Here is a 16,095-nt window from a genome sequence, read left to right on the forward strand (position 1 = left end):
GTGTCGGAGTCAGTAGTGACCGACCACCCCTCGCCGCCGAGCGACGTTGACGAGTGCCCGAAGCCCGAGCAGTCCTCCTCCGACGTACACGACCGCTTTCACCACGAGCAGTGCGAGCAGATCATGTGGTAGTTCGGTGAGTAGAACCCCGGAGTCCATCGAGAGCCGAAGGAGGTAGGAACCGGTCGAGAGCGGTGCAACGTGCAGCGAAGGATACGTCGCGACGGGAGCGGCGATGAACCCGACGAGGGCGAACTGTACGAGTCCGAGTACGCTCGCGATTCGCTTGTACAGCAACGCCAGCCCGCCCATAACGAACCCGACGCCGATCGCCGAGCACAGCGAGAGTAACCCGATCAACGCGACCGTCACTGGGTCGACGTGAAGCGAGGCACCGGTCACGAGCAGCATGAATCCGAGCACCAGACTCCCCCAGAGGAGCGTCTCGAGGAGAAAGACCACCGCCATCGCCGCCGCGATGACCTCGAAGCGCCGCGGCGCGACGTACAGCTGCTCGAACGTCCCCCACTGGGTTTCGACGAAGATGGTCTGGGCGAGCGACGAGTACGCACCCACCGCCATCGTCCAGAGGAAGTAGCCGACGACTACGGCGCCGAGGGTGCCACCGAGGTCCGGCCCGACGATCGACTGACCGCCGAGGAACAGGACGACGAACAGGAGCACGACCGTGACCAACTGTCCGACCGTGTCGACGGGATACCGTTTCAGGAGGATCCAGCGTCGCACTCCCAGCGCCGCGATGAGTCCGGGAAAACCGGTCATCCGCTCACCTCCGGAACGGGCCGATCGTCGGGGAGCGACGCCTGCTCCCGTCCCGTCGTGATCGACGAGAAGATCTCGCCCAGCGCCGGTTCGACGCGCTCGAGCGACCGAAGCGAGTGTCCGCGTTGCCGGAGTTCGTCGACGAGCGCGTACACCTCACCGGGCTCCGAGAGGAGGACGTCGAACCGGGTACGCTCGTCCACAAGCGCGACCTCACCCACGTCAAACGACTGCGCGAGGGTCGCGATCGAATCCGTAGCGACCGCCGACTCGAGCGTCACCGAGTACGTTCGTGTCGCGAATGCCGTCTTCAGCGCGTCGACCGACTCGTCGGCGACGATTGCCCCGTCGTCGACGACCACGACCCTATCACAGACTCGTTCGACGACGCCCATGTCGTGACTGCTGAGGAGGACTGTCCGCCCCTCCTGTTCGGTCAGCCTGACGAGTTCGTCCAGGAGCGCACGCTGGGATTCGAAATCCAGCCCGAGCGTCGGCTCGTCGAGCAACAGGATCGGCGTGTCACGGACGAAGGCGCAGGCGAGGGCACACCGCTGTTTCATACCCCGCGAGAGTTCTGTGACGGTCGTATCCGCGACCGCTTCGATTCCGGCTGCATCGATCGCCCGTCGAACTCGGTCGGGCCGGCTCCGGCGGGGAACGCCGTGCAGTTGCGCGAAAAACGAGACGTTCTCGCGGGGGGTGAGACGCCAGTACACGTTCCGGGCACCCTCGAACACGGCGGCGACAGCGCGGTGTGCTGCCGAGGGATGCTCGCAAACGTCGACGCCGTCGACGCGAACTGTTCCGGCCGAGGGCGTGACGAGACCGAGAACGGACTTCATGAGCGTCGTCTTGCCCGCTCCGTTCGTGCCGAGGAGCCCAGTGATCGATCCCGGCTGGACGGTCACCGAGACGTTCGACAGCGCTTCGACCGACGTGCTCCCGGCCCCGTAGCATTTGGTCAGGCCGACGACCTCGACGGTGCCACCGCCGGAGCCGGGGGCGCACGCGGTATGCCGTGACGTCACGCCGACCACCGCCGGTAGTAGCCGAGCACGCCGGCCGTGCCGACTGCAAGAACCCCCATCGTGAACGGCGACTCCGTGACGCCGGAGAACTCGCCGCCGAACAGCACTGGCTGTGCGGCCGGGACGTACGTGAGTAGCGTGTCGCGGGCGGCCTCGTCGGCACGGAACGCCACCAGTTCGGGACTGAGCAGCGTGTTCCACGCTGCGTGGATTCCGACGGCGTTCCAGACGTTGCCCGTGTAGTAGGTCACGAGCGCGAACAGCACGCCCGCGAGCGTCGCCGTTCCCACGTACAGTACCGTCCCCACGGTTTCGGAGGCGTGCCCATTGTGGAGGAGGCCGAAGACCACCGACGTGACGACGATCGCGGTCGGCCACCCCCACTGGTGGCCGAGAATCGAGAGCAGGTAGCCCCGCAACAGCAGTTCCTCGAGAATCGCCGCCCACGTGGCGAGCGCGAGCGCGACCGTGACCGCCCAAAGAACTCGCGTCCCCCCACCGAACTCGAGCGTGAGCGTGCCGTCGACGACCGCCAGCGGAACGGCGAGAACGAACACGGCGAGACTAACCCCGAACAGAAGCCACCGAAGCGTCGCTGCGGTGGGGCGTCGTATGAACACGTCCGAGAGGGGAAGTCCGAGTATCCGCCCAAGACCGACGAAGACGCACAACGAGAGCGCGATCCCGATGAGCGCGGTGTCGATCGGACCCGAAAGCGAGTGTATCGCGGACAGCCGGCTCGCGATCGTCCCCGGGAGGACGACGAGCGGAAGGACCAGAAAGAGCAGCGCCCCACAGAGGGTCGTCGCCTTCCAGCGCTCCATCGTCGAGAGTCGTTCGTTGGTCGGTAGGTGTTTCGTATTCATGGTAAATAATGTCATAATTCCGTCACGGTTTCGGACTTCCACAGGATCGTTCCGAACGGCGGGCAGATGGCTGCCCCCCGTTCGATCCGTACGTCACTCGAGTCGACTCCTTACAGTCGGCTCCCGCTGTACGCGAACGACCCGCTGAATCGGTCGCCGTCGTACGACACACTGAAACTGAAGATCACGTTTCTCACCTCCAACTGGTCGTGGGTTCGTCATCGCATATAAAGTCAGCAATCCAACTAGTCGGAGTGGAGCAGGCGACGAGCGAGTAAAGCACAGACTCCGAAGCTCGAGGAATCCCGTTAGTGTCCCGACGGGGTGTTACCGACTCACTCGTCGTAGTCGACGACTGGCCAGCCCTCGAGTCGGTCCGTGATCGCGTCGGTGACCGGATCCAGGTAGGGCAGTCCCCACGCGGCCACGATCGACGCGCCGATGGTGTTGAAGACGACGTCGGTCATCGTGTCGTCGAGGCCGTGCTGGGTGAGCGGCATCGTCAGGTCGTAGGCGGCCGCCAGCACGTCGAAGCCGAACTCGCTGATCTCCCAGACGACGCCGAAGGCGGCGACGAAGACGACGACGAACAAGGGGACCAGTCCCGGTGGAAGGTGGACGTCGTCGCGGTGCTCGTCCAGGGTGCGGATGAACGCATAACCGATCGCGCCGACCAGCGTCGCCGACAGCGGGTGGGTCAGGTTGTGCCACCAGAACGTGCGCTCGTAGAAGTACGCCGAGCCGAGCGCGTGCAGGAAGACGACCGTCGTCACCCAGAGGACGAGTCCCGCGTCGAACGGGAGGTCGTACCGCCGCCGGAGTAGCGTGGGAACGAACGTGATCGCGAGCATCAGCCCCGCGTTGGTGATCAGTTCCGACTGCGGGGCGAGGACGCCGTAGGCGAGCATCCCGAAGAGGCCGAGGCGCATCGCCCAGACGAGTCCGCGCTGGACGACCGTCGGGAGCGGGAGGTGCTCCTCGAGCGTCGGGTGGTCGTCGGCGCCCGTCTTCTCGGCGAAGCGATCCTGGTCGATACCGTCGACGGGCGCCGAGACGAGTTCCTCGCCGGGAAACCCGCGGTAGTAGCGGTCGAAGACGACGCCGGCGAGCAATCCGGTGCCGGTCGCGACGATAAACAGCCACATCACCCAGTCGTTGCTCGGAACGATGGCCGTGCCGGCGACGGAGTCGAACAGCCAGGTGAGCGTCGCCCACAGCGCGGCGATCGTCGCCGCGAGCATCGTGACGAAGCCGACGGCGAGCCACCGCTCGAGGCGGATCTCCGTGAGGGCGTTGGCCTCGAGCGTCAGCGCGAGCGCGAGCGGGGCCGCGCCGGCGTACAGTATCAGCTGCCGGGCGAACGAATCGGGGACGAGAACGGCGGCGACGAGCGGGACGACCGCGAGCACCGGGATCTCCCAGGGGAGTGCGGCGCGCCGCGAGTCGAGGACGATCGCCGGGAGCAGCGTGACGGCGGCGACGCTCGCCGCGAACACCGCCTCGTGGAGCGTGCCGGTGAGTATCGCGCCCCCGCCGACGAGCAACGCGACGGCGACAGCCGTCCAGGAGAGGTACGCGTTCGATCGTTCGCCGTGGAGTCGTCTGGTAGGGGTGCGGGCCATGTCGTCGGGGAAGTGGTCTCGGCGTGGGTCGTCGGTACGACGGCGGTCGAATAAAGCGTGAAGCTTGCACGCATCGGTGAGAGTCGCAGACCTGCGTTCGCACGCGACGAACGTATGTACCCGTCCGGACTACTCCCGGTACCTGTGATGGCCACCACCCACGCCATCGGCGGACTGACACTCGCAGCCGCCGTGGCGGTCGTCGCTCCGGAGTTCGCCCTCGTCGTCGCCGTCGCCGCCCTGATCGGCGGCTTCTTCCCCGATTTCGACCTCTACGTCGGCCACCGGAAGACGCTTCACTACCCCGTCTACTACTCGCTGGCGGCCCTCCTCGTCGGCGGGCTCGCCCTCGTCCGGCCGACCGTCGAAACCGTCGCCGTCGCCGCGTTCCTGGCGAGTGCCGCCCTCCACTCCGTGATGGACGTCTTCGGCGGCGGCCTCGAGCTCAGACCCTGGGAACGGACCTCCGAGCGGGCCGTCTACAGCCACTTCCACGGCCGGTGGCTCCCGCCCCGCCGCTGGGTGCGCTACGACGGCGCGCCGGAGGACGTGGCGCTCGCGTCCGTCCTCGCCGTCCCCGGACTGCTCGTCTTCGAGGGCGCCGTGCAGGCCGTCCTGCTGGCGATACTGCTGATTTCGGTCGGCTACGCGACGATCCGCAAACCGCTCGTTCGCGTCACCGAGCGGCTGGTCGCGCTCGTTCCCGCCCCGCTTCGTCGTCACCTCCCCGATCGGTTTCACCCGGCGACCGAAGGTAGCGACACCGTCGCGGGGTGACCCCCGATGGATCGCGCGATCGACGACCGGGTCGACCACCGCGACTGCCTCGTCGGTGGCCTCCGCCTGCACTACGTCGCGGCGGGGCCGACGGACGGCCCGCTGGTAGTGCTGTTGCACGGCTTTCCCGAGCACTGGTACTCCTGGCGACGCCAGCTTCCCGCCCTCGCCGACGCGGGCTACCGGGTCGTCGCCCCCGACATGCGCGGCTACAACCGCTCCGAGAAACCCCACGGCGTCGACGCCTACCGGCTCGAGCGTCTGACCGGCGATCTCACCGGCCTGATCGAGACGCTGGAGGGCGACGGCGCTAGTGCCCGCGTCGTCGGCCACGACTGGGGCGGAGTCGTCGCGTGGGCGACGGCGACGGCTCGGCCGGCGGTCGTCGACCGACTCGTCGTCCTGAACGCACCCCACCCGACCAAGTACGTCCGCGAACTCTCCGCCGAGCAGGCCGCCCGCGCGTGGTACGCCATGCTGTTTCAGCTCCCGCGCTTCCCCGAGGCGCTCCTTCGGGCGGACGGGTACCGGGCGCTCGAGGACATCTTCCGCGAGGAGCCGATTCGTCCCGGCGCGTTCACCGAGGACGAGATCAGTCGCTTCGTACGCGCGATGGCGCGCCCCGGTGCACTGACGTCGGCGCTCAACTACTACCGGGCGTTCGCCCGGCACACCGTCCGGGAGAACGCTCCCGGCGCGATTCCGATCGTCGGCCGGCAGTTCGTCGACCCCGTCGAGCGGATCGAGGCGCCGACGCTGGTCCTGTGGGGCGAACGGGACGGCGCGTTGACGGTCGAACAGACGGAGGGCCTCGAGCGCTACGCCAGCGACGTCCGCGTTCGTCGGTACCCCGACGCCGGCCACTGGATACACGCGGACCGCCCCGAGAGCGTGACGGCGGAACTCCGCTCGTTTCTCTCGGACTGATCGGCACACGTCACCGGCGGATCATGATTGATTCAGTGAGACTCGTGAAATTTTATTAGATTCACCGCCAAAAACATTCATGAACCGATGAAATAACGGATAACCTGCATGGCAGGCGATCACAGCATCTGCAGGCAACGCGCGCTAACCGGACTCTTGCTGCTCTGTGTCGGCATCCTCGCCGCCGGACTTCTCGTGCCGGCGGCGGGTGCGGGGTCGGTGGACGCCGACTACGCGACGAACGCGAGCGACGACGCCGACCTCGAGACGACCGAGGTGGTCCTCGACCTCTCGTCGTGGGTCGACGACCGGGCCATCTCGGTTACCCTCGAGTTGCCGTCGGTAGCGGTTTCCTGGCTCGAGGCGGTGTTCACGGGGCTGGTGGAGTCACCGGAACTCGGTGACGACGAGGCCGACGAACCGACCGACCAGTCCGACGAGCGCGACGGTGACGAACCGGCCGACGCTGACGGCGACGGAGACGGTTCCGACGATGGTGATCCCGGCGAGGACGAACCCCGCGATGACGCCGGTGGCGGCGATAGCGCTGACGAACCGGAATCCGACGAGAGCGACGGCGATAGCGCCGACGATGACGGCGACGAGGCGGATGCCGGTGACGGCACCGACGAGGATGGTGATGACGGGGCTGACGACGATTCGGGCGACGGGGCGGACGAGGATAGCGACGAGGATGCTGGCGACGCGGACGACGAGGACGACCAGCGCAGCCACGCGACGGCGGTCGAACACGCGATCCACGACGAGATCAACGAGGTGCGAGCGGACCACGGCCTCGAGGCACTCGCGTTCGACGACGACCTCGCGGACGTCGCACGCGCCCACAGCGAGGACATGGCCGATCGCGACTACTTCTCACACACCACGCCGGAGGGCGAAACCGTCGGCGACCGGTACGCCGCGGCCGGAATCTCCTGTCAGGCCTGGGGTGAGAACATCCTGTACAACGGCCACGGCGAGGAGTCGCCCGCAGTGATCGCCGAGCGGAGCGTCGCCCAGTGGATGGACAGCGACGGCCACCGGGAGAACATCCTGAGCGAGCGGTGGGATAGCGAAGGGATCGGCGTCGCGATCGACGACGGCGAACTCTACGCGACCCAGAACTTCGGCACCGACTGTAACTGAGCGCCGCTCTCAGGTGGGGGCCTCGAGCGGCGACCGACAACCTCCTCGAGTCCACCCCGGCACGAGAAGCGGAAACCGTTAACACGCCGACCGTGGTACGGACCCACATGCTCGTACACGTCCACCAGTACCGACACGACGACGCCAAGGAGACGGTCCGGTCCGGGGGCGACGTCGACCCCGATCACGACACCGAGGAGTACTTCGACGCCGACGACCTCGCGGCCGACGAGGGGTGGGAACGCACCACCTACGACGGGCAGACGATCCTGCGCCGGGCGGTGAGCTACGACGACGTCGCCGCGATATCGGTCCCCCAGCGTGACCTTGAGGAGACGTCCGACGACCTGCCCGGCGAGGACCTCCAGTTGCGCCGCGGCGGCGGGATCGAGACCCTCGAGCGGACGCGGATCGTCGAGGTGATCGACGAGGACCCGTGACGCTCACGCGGTCGACTCGCCACCGACGCCGATCACGACCGGTTCGCGGATCTCGAGGGCCGTCTCGAACTCGTCCTCCCGATCGTCGCGGCGGCCGACGCGGCGTAGCTGCTCCTCGTGGGCTCGCCTGACCGCCGACCGGTCCCGGGGCTCGAGGTCGAATCGGTCGCCGAGGTCCGCCCAGTGGCCCCACTCGACGAGGAAGATCGCGCGGTCGGCGTCCTCGTGGACGCACTCGCACGCTCGCCGGTAGGACTCGAGTTCCGGCGCGAGTCGCTCCTGGACCCGGGCGACCAGCGACGGCAGCCGCGACGGCGCGACGCTCGCTTTCGCCCCCGCGAGGACGAGCACCTGCCCGTCGATCGGATCGCCGGCCATCTCAGCCACCGGCGCGCATCGCTTTCTGCGCGAAGTCCTCGATCAGCGCCTCGAGCGCGGCGGCGTCGTCCGCTTCGAACACCACCGTCACCTCGGTCAGCGTCAGCGACGGCCCGATCTCCACCGTCTCCGAGGAGAGCCGGGCCTTCCAGTCCGGCCCCTCGACGCGGTCGTCCGCGACCCGCTCGCCGCCGAGGTTCGTCAGGTAGCGAAGCGCGAGCCGCTCCGAAATTCCCCGGAACGAGCGCTCGATGCGCGTGTCCATACCGTCGCGTTCGATCCGCGGTCGCATAAAGCCGCCTTCGGTAGCGGTTCTCGAAACCGTTTCGCTACCGCGAGGCGCCGCCCGCGACCGGCGGAAACACCGAGAGGCGGTCGCCCTCCTCGAGCGCCGTCTCTACCCCTGCCATGTGGACGACGTCGCGGCCGTTCTTCAGGACGCTCAGCTGCGGACGGATCGCCCCCTCCTCGAGGAGCTGGCCCTCGAGACCGTCGTACGTCGACTCGAGGCTCGCGAGGACGTCGCCGACGGTGGCGTCGTCGTCGAACTCGCGGGTGAGATCCTTCTGGCCGACGGCCTCGCGGAAGGTCGCGAAAAATCGCAGATCGAGTTCCATGCCCGATCCGTCGGCGCGCGACGACATAAGTGCGGGCGATCGGCCGCCCCTCGAACGACTAGCCCGCCTCGACGGTGGCCCCGCCGCCGACCTCGAGTTCCTCGAGGTCGGCGGCCGCGAGCGCGTCGTCGATCGCGGCCGTCCCCGCCCGCTCGGCTGTGGCCTCGTCGGCGGCGTCGACGACCGCGGTGGCGGTGACCGAGACGCGAACCGTGTACGGCTCGAAGGGGCCTGCGGGGTGTTCGTACACCGCCGCGTCGGTGATCTCCCAGTCGACAGCGGCAGACTCGACCGCGAGACCCTCGAGTCGGGCGGCGAGTTCGTCGCTGGCCGCCGCGCGGGCGGTCGTATCGGTCCCCTCGCGGACGGTGACGAGCGCCGTCGCGGCTCGAGAAACGGTGTGTTCCATGGCCGGACCTCACGCGGCGACCAGTTGAATGCTCGCTTCCGGGACCGCACAGAGGGAGCGGTGGAGTCAGGTACCGCCGGTCGCCGATTCCGAGCGGGCGACCGGCGGTAAATCGGGACGACAGTCCCTCTCAACCGAGGGCGTCGTAGATCTCCGCCAGCTGCTCGAGGGAGTGGTCGACCGACAGCATCGCCCGCCGGCGCCGACAGAGGTCCGACAGCCGGTCGTTCTCCTCGAGGCTGCGCGCGAGCGCCCACTGGAAGTCGCCGATGCTGCCGCGCCGGTAGCGGTAGCCGGTTTCGCCCTCGATGACGGAGTCGGTGAGCGCGCCCTCGTCGACGGCGACGACGGGCGTTCCGCAGGCGGTCGCCTCGAGGGCGACCAGTCCCTGCGTCTCGACGGGACTCGGGAAGACGAACACGTCGAGCGCGGAGTAGAAGGCCGGAAGGTCCTCGCGCTCGAGAAAGCCCAGAAACCGGACGTCGGCGCCCGTCTCCGCGGCGTGTGCCTCGAGGTCGTCGCGGGCGGGCCCGTCCCCGCCCAGCACGAGCGTGACCTCGGTGCCGGCGACGCCGTCGATCGCCTCCGCTAAGTTCTTTTCGTGGCCGTGACGGCCCGTGTAGCCGACGATCGGTCGGTCCGTCGGAAGGTCGTGGAGCCGGCGGAACGCCGTCGGATCGACGGGCCGGAAGAAGTCCGTGTCGATGCCGTTCGAGACGACCGTCGCGTCGACGTCGGCGTCGACGTGCTCGAGCAGGTGGCTGCGGGCGAAGGCCGTCGGCGCGACGACGTGGTCGACCCGCTCGAAGAAGCCGCGCTCGTAGCTCCGACAGGTTCTGCGGAGCCCGCCGGCGATCCCCGGCGGGGCGAGCTGGGTCGCCCGCTCGCCCAGCAGCGTGTGGTAGGAGGCGACGACCGGCACGTCCCGGTCGCGGGCGAAGCGGACGCCGGCGTAGCCCAGGGTGAAGGGGGTGTGGACGTGAACGAGGTCGGGCGTCTCGAGGCCCGCCGGGATCGTCGGCAGCCCCAGCCGGTACTGGGAGTACACCGGAGCGCGGACGCTGCGAACGGGGTGCTCGCCGGGGCCGGGCTCGTAGCCGTCCGTTCGGGGGAAGACGACCGGCATCGCCGTCCGCTGTCGGCGCCAGCGGTCGCGCCAGAGTTTGACGGTGTAGGTGACGCCGTTGACCGTCGGGAGGTAGAGATCGGTGAACGCCGTAACCGTCTCTGTCCGAGACATGTCGGGGGGTTCGACGAACTGCGTGGTAAGCCGTTCGTTTGCCGATCCGGCGGGCACCTGGGTCAGTCGACCCGGAACGAGACGCCGTGGTCGCTGAGCAGCGAGCGCATCCGCTCGACGCCGCCGGTCGTGTCCCACCCCTCCGCTGTGTAGTGTTTGTACGGGTGGCGAAGCCAGGAGTACTCCCGGTGGGCGAACACCTCGACGGCGTCGCGTCCGTCCTGAAACAGCGTCACGTGGAGCTGCCAGTCGGCGAGCGCGGACCTCCGGCGAACCCAGCTGCCGGCGGAGGCACGGCCGTCGCTGTGAACTTTCAGCGAGGCGATCGGCTCGGGGGCGAACTCCATCGCCTCGAGGTCGGGGCGAAACTCGGTCAACTCCCGCTGGACGGTTCCGACGTACTCGGAGGGGTGCATCGTACACTGGGCGAACCCGCCCAGCGGGGCTTTGATCCGGTGGACCGTCGGGAGGACGCGTCGCCGGGCCTTCGTTACCCAGTCGACGCCGGGGACGTCGTCGTTCGGCGGCACGAGTTCCTCTAGCAACTCCGGAAGCAAAATCGTTGTGGGTTTTCCGAACCGCGGATACCCGCCTCGAGGCGCCGCTACAGGTCCCGGAGCCGGATGCCGTCTTCGACCAGTCGAGCGTTGCGCTCGCGGTCGAGGTGGGGCGCGAGCCCCTCGTGGTCGTACAGCTGGGCGATCACGTCCGCGTACAGCGTCCGCCACGCGATGGCGTAGATGGGCGACTGTCCCCACGCCCGGAGTTCGGGAACGAGGTCGTCGTACGTCTGGAGGCGCTCCTCGAAGCGGTCGATCGCGTCGAGGACGTAGCCGGCGGCCTCCCGGTCGTCGTCGGCGCCGTCGATCGCCCGGTTGAGCCGATCCTCCCAGCCGGCGACGGCCTGTTGCATGTCCATCGCCGCGTCGCCGTCCTCCTCGGGCAGTCGCTCGAGAACCTGTCGCGGTACGCCGAGTGACACGTCGTCCATGGCCGTCGGTAGGCGCGCACGGATGAAGAAAGTACGTCTTCGCGCTCGGTATTCCGTCACGCGTCAACCGGTGAGTGAACCGCTGTTGATTCCACTCACACGTTCGGGCGTGACGAAATACTCAGAGCCGGCTATGTTGAAATCCTTAATGAGTGATAGGATTCAGCGACCGTGCTGAATACAGGGCGCGACTGTGGCACGGACGGTACCGAGATTAGGGGCTACTCGATTCGGTCGATACAGGATCCTCAGGGATTGGCTCGATACGCCATCTGACATATTTCTGCCAGGGTCGCGCGATAAACACAGTCAATCCACACATCAACTGGCTTGATAGTATCCCACAAATCAAGCGGAAACAAGACGAATTAGCCGTGCAGTAGTCACGGGCGGTGAATGAACACTTATCTCTTGTTCCGTGCTACTGAATAGCAGACCAGGTTATGAAGCAAAACATCTTGGTGATCGGGGGGTATGGACAGGTCGGGCGCCACGTCTGTCTGGAGCTGGCGAAGGCAGTTCCGGGTCGGGTCGTCGCCGCTGGCAGGGATCTTGAAAAGGCCAGGGCATTTGCTGAGACGACGAACGGTGCAGTCCTCCCGCGAGAAGTGGACATCACCCGCGACGCCGACGAGGACTTGTTCGACGACGTAAAGCTGGTCGTCGTCTGTGTCCCACAGGAGAATTCCGCGTTCGTCGAGGCGTGTCTCAACACCGGGACCCATTACGTCGATATCACCGAACTCTACTCCTTTCTCTCCCTGGTGGAGCCCCTCGACGATCTGGCGGAATCTCGTGGGGCAACTGCGCTACTGAGCGTCGGCCTCTCGCCCGGTTTGACGAATCTCCTCGTCAAACACTGTGTATCGCAACTGGGCTCGGCCGAGCGAGCAGAGATCTACATCATGATCGGGGATGGTAACGAGCACGGAGACACCCTCAACGACCTGATGTTGGATCACATGGCTGAGGACATCGTGATCCCCGAGGACGGCTCGATACAGCGATATCGACCGTTCACGGACGGCAAGACGACGACGTTCCCCGACGACCTCGGTCAACACCGGGCGTATCGATACGAGTTTCCGGAGCCCCACGTCCTCCCGCGCACGCTGGGACTGGAACGCGTCTCGCACCGAACCTGCACCGATTCGCGGTTCACGACGTGGATGATGCATGCGCTTTCGCGCGTGGGATTCTGGAAGTTGCTCCGCTTCTCGTTCGTCAGATCCGCCATGAAACAAGTGATGGGCGGATCGAGCGGATCGGATGTGATTGCCTTCAAGGTTATTGTCTCGGGCGAGCGAGGTGGAGAACCAGTGACGCTGGAGGCGGCGGCCACCGGGCGTGGCGTCAATATAAACACCGGACGGTTCGCGGCGGTCATCGCCGAGGAAATCTACTCCAGCGAGTACCCGCCAGGGGTTCACCACGTCGAGGAGTTATTCGAACTCTCTGACGTACGAAAGCGAATGGAGGAAAACCTCCGCTTTCATCACCGTGAGACGCCGGAACTGGTCAAAGCCTAAGCTGAGGATTCCGCCGTCGTGGAATCGCCGGCTCGTGGAGGGAGAGTACTGTCCTGTAGTGACCGATCTTTCGTACTTCCTTTCCTTACGGGGGGATGATGTGTTCGCCCCTTGTATGCATCACGCTCCCCCAATAACAAATATAATTTGACAATAATTCCGCTCTCTTCGAAGGTTCTCTTTCGGGTAGTTCAGAAAGGACAGGGTGAAACAAAGCCAACCGACGTGCTGCACTCATGCTCTGTGTTCAGCAGTCAACTCTTATCATGTGCTGAGAATTTCAACAGAGCCTCAGAGCCAGGTCGCCAGCATGACCTCGTCGACGTACTCGTCGTCGATGAGGTACTGCCCCTCGTGGACGCCCTCTCGCGTCCAGTCGTTGGCCTCGAGGAACTCGATCGCCTCGGCGTTCGTCCCCGGGACGTGCTGGTAGACCTTGCGGTAGTCGGCGCCCGCGGCCCACTCGAGGCCGTACTCGAGGAGCGCCGAGCCGATCCCCGACCGGCGCCGGGCGGGGCGGACGCCGACGGTGAGTTCGGCCGCGTGGCGCAGCGACGGGAGTTCGGGCGCGTCGACCTGCAGCCAGCCGACGACCGCCCCCTCCGCGTCGGTTTCACCCTCGACCCGGTCAACCTCGTCGTCCCCGGCGTCGTCTGACTCGACGGCCACGAAGAAGACCCGCGAGCGCTCCTCGTTGAGCCGGACGATGGCGGGCTCGCGCTCGAGTTCGTCGACGACGTTCTCGGCGACGATGTACGTCCCCTCGCTCGCGACCGCCTGCATCGTCTCGACCAACCCCTCGCGGTCTTCCTCCCGCGCCGGCCGGATCGTCACGGCCCCCGCGTCGGTCTCGAGCGTCGTCGGCGCCGCCGAAAGCGCGACCCGGAGCTTCCCGTCCACTTCGTCGAGGTAGCCGGCGTCCTTCAGCCCCGCCACCGACCGGTGGAGTTCCTCCGAGGAGAGCGGCACCCGCTCGGTGTAGGTGCCGGAGCGGGCCGGCTTCGACTGACAGGGTCCCGCGTCGACCCGGACCCCCCGCGAGAGGTCGTCCGTCGAGACGGCGCCGTGGCGCTCGACGTACTCGTAGACCGCTCGCTGGGTGTCGTCCTCGAACGAAAACGTCGGGTGAACGCTCATACGGGTACGCCCACGAGAGGCAGCATTATTATGGTATTCGTAACGCGGGACGACCGTCTCCTCGAGAGGAAGCTCCGCTGGTTGCGTTTGGATCCCGGTCTCGCGCCCTCGAGACGACGCCGTCGACGCGAACTGCCGCCGTATTTTGTATCACAGTATGCAGTTTATTCGGTGGAGAAACGGCTCGAGGGGACGCCGACGGCCCGACGCGACGGTACGGCCTCGAGAGCGGGGGTCGAAGCCGGACGAGTTTCCCACCGGCGCTGACGCGACCGGGAACCAGCGCTCCCGGACGCGGGTCCGGAGAGCGCGCATCACGCCGGGCGCACGGGGGCGCGACCGTGGGCCCGCAGGTGGACCACAAGGTTCAGCGGACGATCGACTCCCGAACGACCCGGCCGTGAAGCCGTCGCCGACCCAGTCTCCGTTCGCGTTCGCCCCGGTCCCCGCCGACCCCCTCCTCTCATCGCGCGCGGAGAAGTACGCGGCGAGAGCCCCAACGCGAGGAGAGTTCCGCTGTACACCGACGGCGGGAGTATCCGTTTGCACGGAGCCGACCGGCACCGCCGAGCGAGCGCAGCGAGGGTCGATTAGTCGCGCCGATCGCGAACCACAGAACGTGACTCGAGTCCGCCCCGCTTCCGAGCGGCGACCCGCGTTTCGATCCAGACCGGCCTCGTAAACCACATACAGGGATACGAAATTCTCGGTCGCGCGAATATCCGGTCTTCCGGTGCGCTCCGCGACGTCCGGCGCCCGCTCGGGTGAGTCACTCGAGGAGCGAAACAAGGGTATCGGCGTCCCGGCGGAGCGCCGCGAGGGGATCGGCGGGGTCGTCGTGTTCGTAGATCACCCATTCGACGCCCGCGGCCCGGGCGGCGTCGACGCACGCCTCGAGGGGGACGTCCCCGCGACCGAGGGCGCACGGCCGGTCGCCGTCGACGTCCTTCAGGTGGACGAGGTCGATCGAGGAGGCGTAGCGCTCGAGGACGGCGACGGGGTCGCGTCCGGCCGCCGTCGCCCAGCCGACGTCGAGTTCGAGCGAGACCCCCTCGAGCGCCCCCACAAGGCGGTCGTAGGCGTCCTCGTCGGTGAGAGCGACGAACTCCTGATCGTGGTTGTGGTAGGCCAGGTCGATGTCGTCGAGCCCACGAGTGACGGTCGAGAGCCGAGCGGCGACGCGATCGACCGCCGCCTCGGTCGCGAACGCCTCCGGATCGAGCCAGGGAACGACCAGCGTCCCACAGCCCAGACGACGGTACGCCCCCGTCACCGACGCGGGGTCGGTCTCGAGGGTCGCGAGCGGGACGTGGGCGGCGACGGCCTCGAGGCCGGTCCGCTCGAGGGCCGCCGCGAGCGGTTCGTGCGAGGCGTCGCCGAGTCCCGCCAACTCGACGCCCCCGAGCGGGGTTTCGGCCACGAGGTCGAGCAGGTCGGGAAGCGGTCGATCGAGGTCGCGAAGCGAGTACAGCTGGACGGCGGCGTTCATGGGCGACCCTCGCGACGACGGGTGAAGAAACCGCGTTCGAGTACCGAATGTGGCGCGTCGAGCGCCGACGAAAAGGAGAGCTCAGGCGCCGCGCGGTTCGGACGCCGGCGGGGCGACCTCCCCGGCGTTCCGGCCGGCGAAGGCGACGGCCACCATCGAGAGGCCGGTCGTGAGCAGGCTGATGCCCACGAGGAGACCGATCGCCCAGACCGCGTCTGCGGGGAAGCCGATCCAGAGGAAGCCGGCCAGGATCAGCGAGATCGCGCCGCTGGCGGCGATCCAGCCGCGACCGCGCTGTCCCGCCATCCGCACGCTCATCCAGAGCTCGGCGAACCCATCGACGAGCAGGTACGCGATGAGCAGCAGCGTCAGCGTGACGAGCCCGACGATCGGGTTCACGAGGAGGACGATCCCCGCGAGCACGCCGATGACGCCGAGGACGACCTGCCAGAGCGAGCCGCGCCAGCTCCCGGCGCTGAAGGCGTGGACGCCGTGGACGATCCCGCTTACGACCAGCAGGGCGCCGAGGAGGTAGCTCATCGAGACGCCCGTCGCGAACGGGAAGGCGATCGCGAGAATCCCGACGAGACCGACGACGCCGCCCGCGAGCGCGAGGGTCCGCCAGCCGGTCTTCGGGTACTCGTCCGTCGCTTCCGGTGTGGTTGTAACTGTGGTCATGGTGGTTCCCGTAGAATAGTGCGCCTCGGGAGGGT

19 protein-coding genes are annotated in these 16,095 nt (G+C 67.3%); 5 read left to right on the top strand and 14 right to left on the bottom strand.

Features of this window, described 5'->3' with window-relative positions:
• Window positions 1-9 precede the first annotated feature (9 nt).
• The 4 genes from NMQ11_RS05820 to NMQ11_RS05835 all read right to left on the bottom strand — a co-directional run bounded on the left by NMQ11_RS05820 (window position 10) and on the right by NMQ11_RS05835 (window position 4,302).
• A complete protein-coding gene (locus NMQ11_RS05820) occupies window positions 10-783 on the bottom strand; it encodes an ABC transporter permease (RefSeq protein ID WP_255170468.1) in 774 nt (257 codons plus the stop codon).
• Entirely contained in the window at window positions 780-1,814 is a 1,035-nt protein-coding gene (locus tag NMQ11_RS05825; RefSeq protein ID WP_255170469.1) for an ABC transporter ATP-binding protein, read from the bottom strand. The genes NMQ11_RS05820 and NMQ11_RS05825 overlap by 4 nt, the downstream gene beginning before the upstream one ends.
• Window positions 1,811-2,680, bottom strand: a complete 870-nt coding sequence (locus NMQ11_RS05830; RefSeq protein ID WP_255170470.1) for a CPBP family intramembrane glutamic endopeptidase — start codon at window positions 2,678-2,680, stop codon at window positions 1,811-1,813. The genes NMQ11_RS05825 and NMQ11_RS05830 overlap by 4 nt, the downstream gene beginning before the upstream one ends.
• 335 nt (window positions 2,681-3,015) lie before the next feature.
• Window positions 3,016-4,302: a DUF2238 domain-containing protein gene (locus NMQ11_RS05835; RefSeq protein WP_255170471.1), complete on the bottom strand. Its 1,287-nt coding sequence runs from the start codon at window positions 4,300-4,302 to the stop codon at window positions 3,016-3,018.
• A gap of 147 nt (window positions 4,303-4,449) precedes the next feature.
• Between NMQ11_RS05835 and NMQ11_RS05840 the strand changes: the two genes are divergently transcribed.
• The 4 genes from NMQ11_RS05840 (at window position 4,450) to NMQ11_RS05855 (ending at window position 7,592) form a co-directional block, all read left to right on the top strand.
• Window positions 4,450-5,079: a metal-dependent hydrolase gene (locus tag NMQ11_RS05840; RefSeq protein ID WP_425607703.1), complete on the top strand. Its 630-nt coding sequence runs from the start codon at window positions 4,450-4,452 to the stop codon at window positions 5,077-5,079.
• A gap of 6 nt (window positions 5,080-5,085) precedes the next feature.
• The gene (locus NMQ11_RS05845; protein ID WP_255170473.1) at window positions 5,086-6,006 is read left to right on the top strand and encodes an alpha/beta fold hydrolase; all 921 of its coding nucleotides are present in this window, start codon (window positions 5,086-5,088) and stop codon (window positions 6,004-6,006) included.
• A 108-nt stretch (window positions 6,007-6,114) separates the two neighbouring features.
• The gene (locus tag NMQ11_RS05850) at window positions 6,115-7,152 is read left to right on the top strand and encodes a CAP domain-containing protein (protein WP_255170474.1); all 1,038 of its coding nucleotides are present in this window, start codon (window positions 6,115-6,117) and stop codon (window positions 7,150-7,152) included.
• A gap of 107 nt (window positions 7,153-7,259) precedes the next feature.
• On the top strand, window positions 7,260-7,592 hold the full coding sequence (locus NMQ11_RS05855; RefSeq protein ID WP_255170475.1) for a hypothetical protein: 333 nt from the start codon (window positions 7,260-7,262) through the stop codon (window positions 7,590-7,592).
• Window positions 7,593-7,595: 3 nt separating this feature from the next.
• Here NMQ11_RS05855 and NMQ11_RS05860 read toward each other — a convergent pair whose 3' ends face one another.
• The 7 genes from NMQ11_RS05860 to NMQ11_RS05890 form a co-directional block, all read right to left on the bottom strand.
• The gene (locus NMQ11_RS05860; protein WP_255170476.1) at window positions 7,596-7,970 is read right to left on the bottom strand and encodes a DUF8048 family protein; all 375 of its coding nucleotides are present in this window, start codon (window positions 7,968-7,970) and stop codon (window positions 7,596-7,598) included.
• 1 nt (window position 7,971) lies between these two features.
• Complete coding sequence (locus tag NMQ11_RS05865) at window positions 7,972-8,235, bottom strand: MoaD-like domain-containing protein (RefSeq protein WP_255170477.1); 264 nt, start codon at window positions 8,233-8,235, stop codon at window positions 7,972-7,974.
• A gap of 64 nt (window positions 8,236-8,299) precedes the next feature.
• Entirely contained in the window at window positions 8,300-8,587 is a 288-nt protein-coding gene (locus NMQ11_RS05870; protein WP_255170478.1) for a ubiquitin-like small modifier protein 1, read from the bottom strand.
• A 58-nt stretch (window positions 8,588-8,645) separates the two neighbouring features.
• Entirely contained in the window at window positions 8,646-8,996 is a 351-nt protein-coding gene (locus NMQ11_RS05875) for a hypothetical protein (protein ID WP_255170479.1), read from the bottom strand.
• A gap of 130 nt (window positions 8,997-9,126) precedes the next feature.
• Entirely contained in the window at window positions 9,127-10,236 is a 1,110-nt protein-coding gene (locus NMQ11_RS05880) for a glycosyltransferase (protein WP_255170480.1), read from the bottom strand.
• 62 nt (window positions 10,237-10,298) lie between these two features.
• A complete protein-coding gene (locus tag NMQ11_RS05885; protein ID WP_255170481.1) occupies window positions 10,299-10,766 on the bottom strand; it encodes a hypothetical protein in 468 nt (155 codons plus the stop codon).
• Between the two features lie 74 nt (window positions 10,767-10,840).
• Window positions 10,841-11,227 carry a DUF7971 family protein gene (locus tag NMQ11_RS05890; protein WP_255170482.1) on the bottom strand — a complete coding sequence of 129 codons (387 nt, stop codon included), beginning with the start codon at window positions 11,225-11,227 and terminating at the stop codon, window positions 10,841-10,843.
• 443 nt (window positions 11,228-11,670) lie between these two features.
• On the opposite strand from NMQ11_RS05890, the gene NMQ11_RS05895 reads away from it, so the two are divergent.
• Window positions 11,671-12,756, top strand: a complete 1,086-nt coding sequence (locus NMQ11_RS05895; protein WP_255170483.1) for a saccharopine dehydrogenase family protein — start codon at window positions 11,671-11,673, stop codon at window positions 12,754-12,756.
• 291 nt (window positions 12,757-13,047) lie between these two features.
• Here NMQ11_RS05895 and NMQ11_RS05900 read toward each other — a convergent pair whose 3' ends face one another.
• The 3 genes from NMQ11_RS05900 to NMQ11_RS05910 all read right to left on the bottom strand — a co-directional run bounded on the left by NMQ11_RS05900 (window position 13,048) and on the right by NMQ11_RS05910 (window position 16,060).
• Entirely contained in the window at window positions 13,048-13,893 is an 846-nt protein-coding gene (locus NMQ11_RS05900) for a GNAT family N-acetyltransferase (protein ID WP_255170484.1), read from the bottom strand.
• 769 nt (window positions 13,894-14,662) lie between these two features.
• Window positions 14,663-15,382, bottom strand: coding sequence for a sugar phosphate isomerase/epimerase family protein (locus NMQ11_RS05905; protein ID WP_255170485.1), 720 nt, complete (start codon window positions 15,380-15,382; stop codon window positions 14,663-14,665).
• A gap of 81 nt (window positions 15,383-15,463) precedes the next feature.
• On the bottom strand, window positions 15,464-16,060 hold the full coding sequence (locus NMQ11_RS05910; protein ID WP_255170486.1) for an HdeD family acid-resistance protein: 597 nt from the start codon (window positions 16,058-16,060) through the stop codon (window positions 15,464-15,466).
• Between the last annotated feature and the right edge of the window lie 35 nt (window positions 16,061-16,095).

This window comes from Natrononativus amylolyticus (assembly GCF_024362525.1).
Taxonomy (GTDB): domain Archaea; phylum Halobacteriota; class Halobacteria; order Halobacteriales; family Natrialbaceae; genus Natrononativus; species Natrononativus amylolyticus.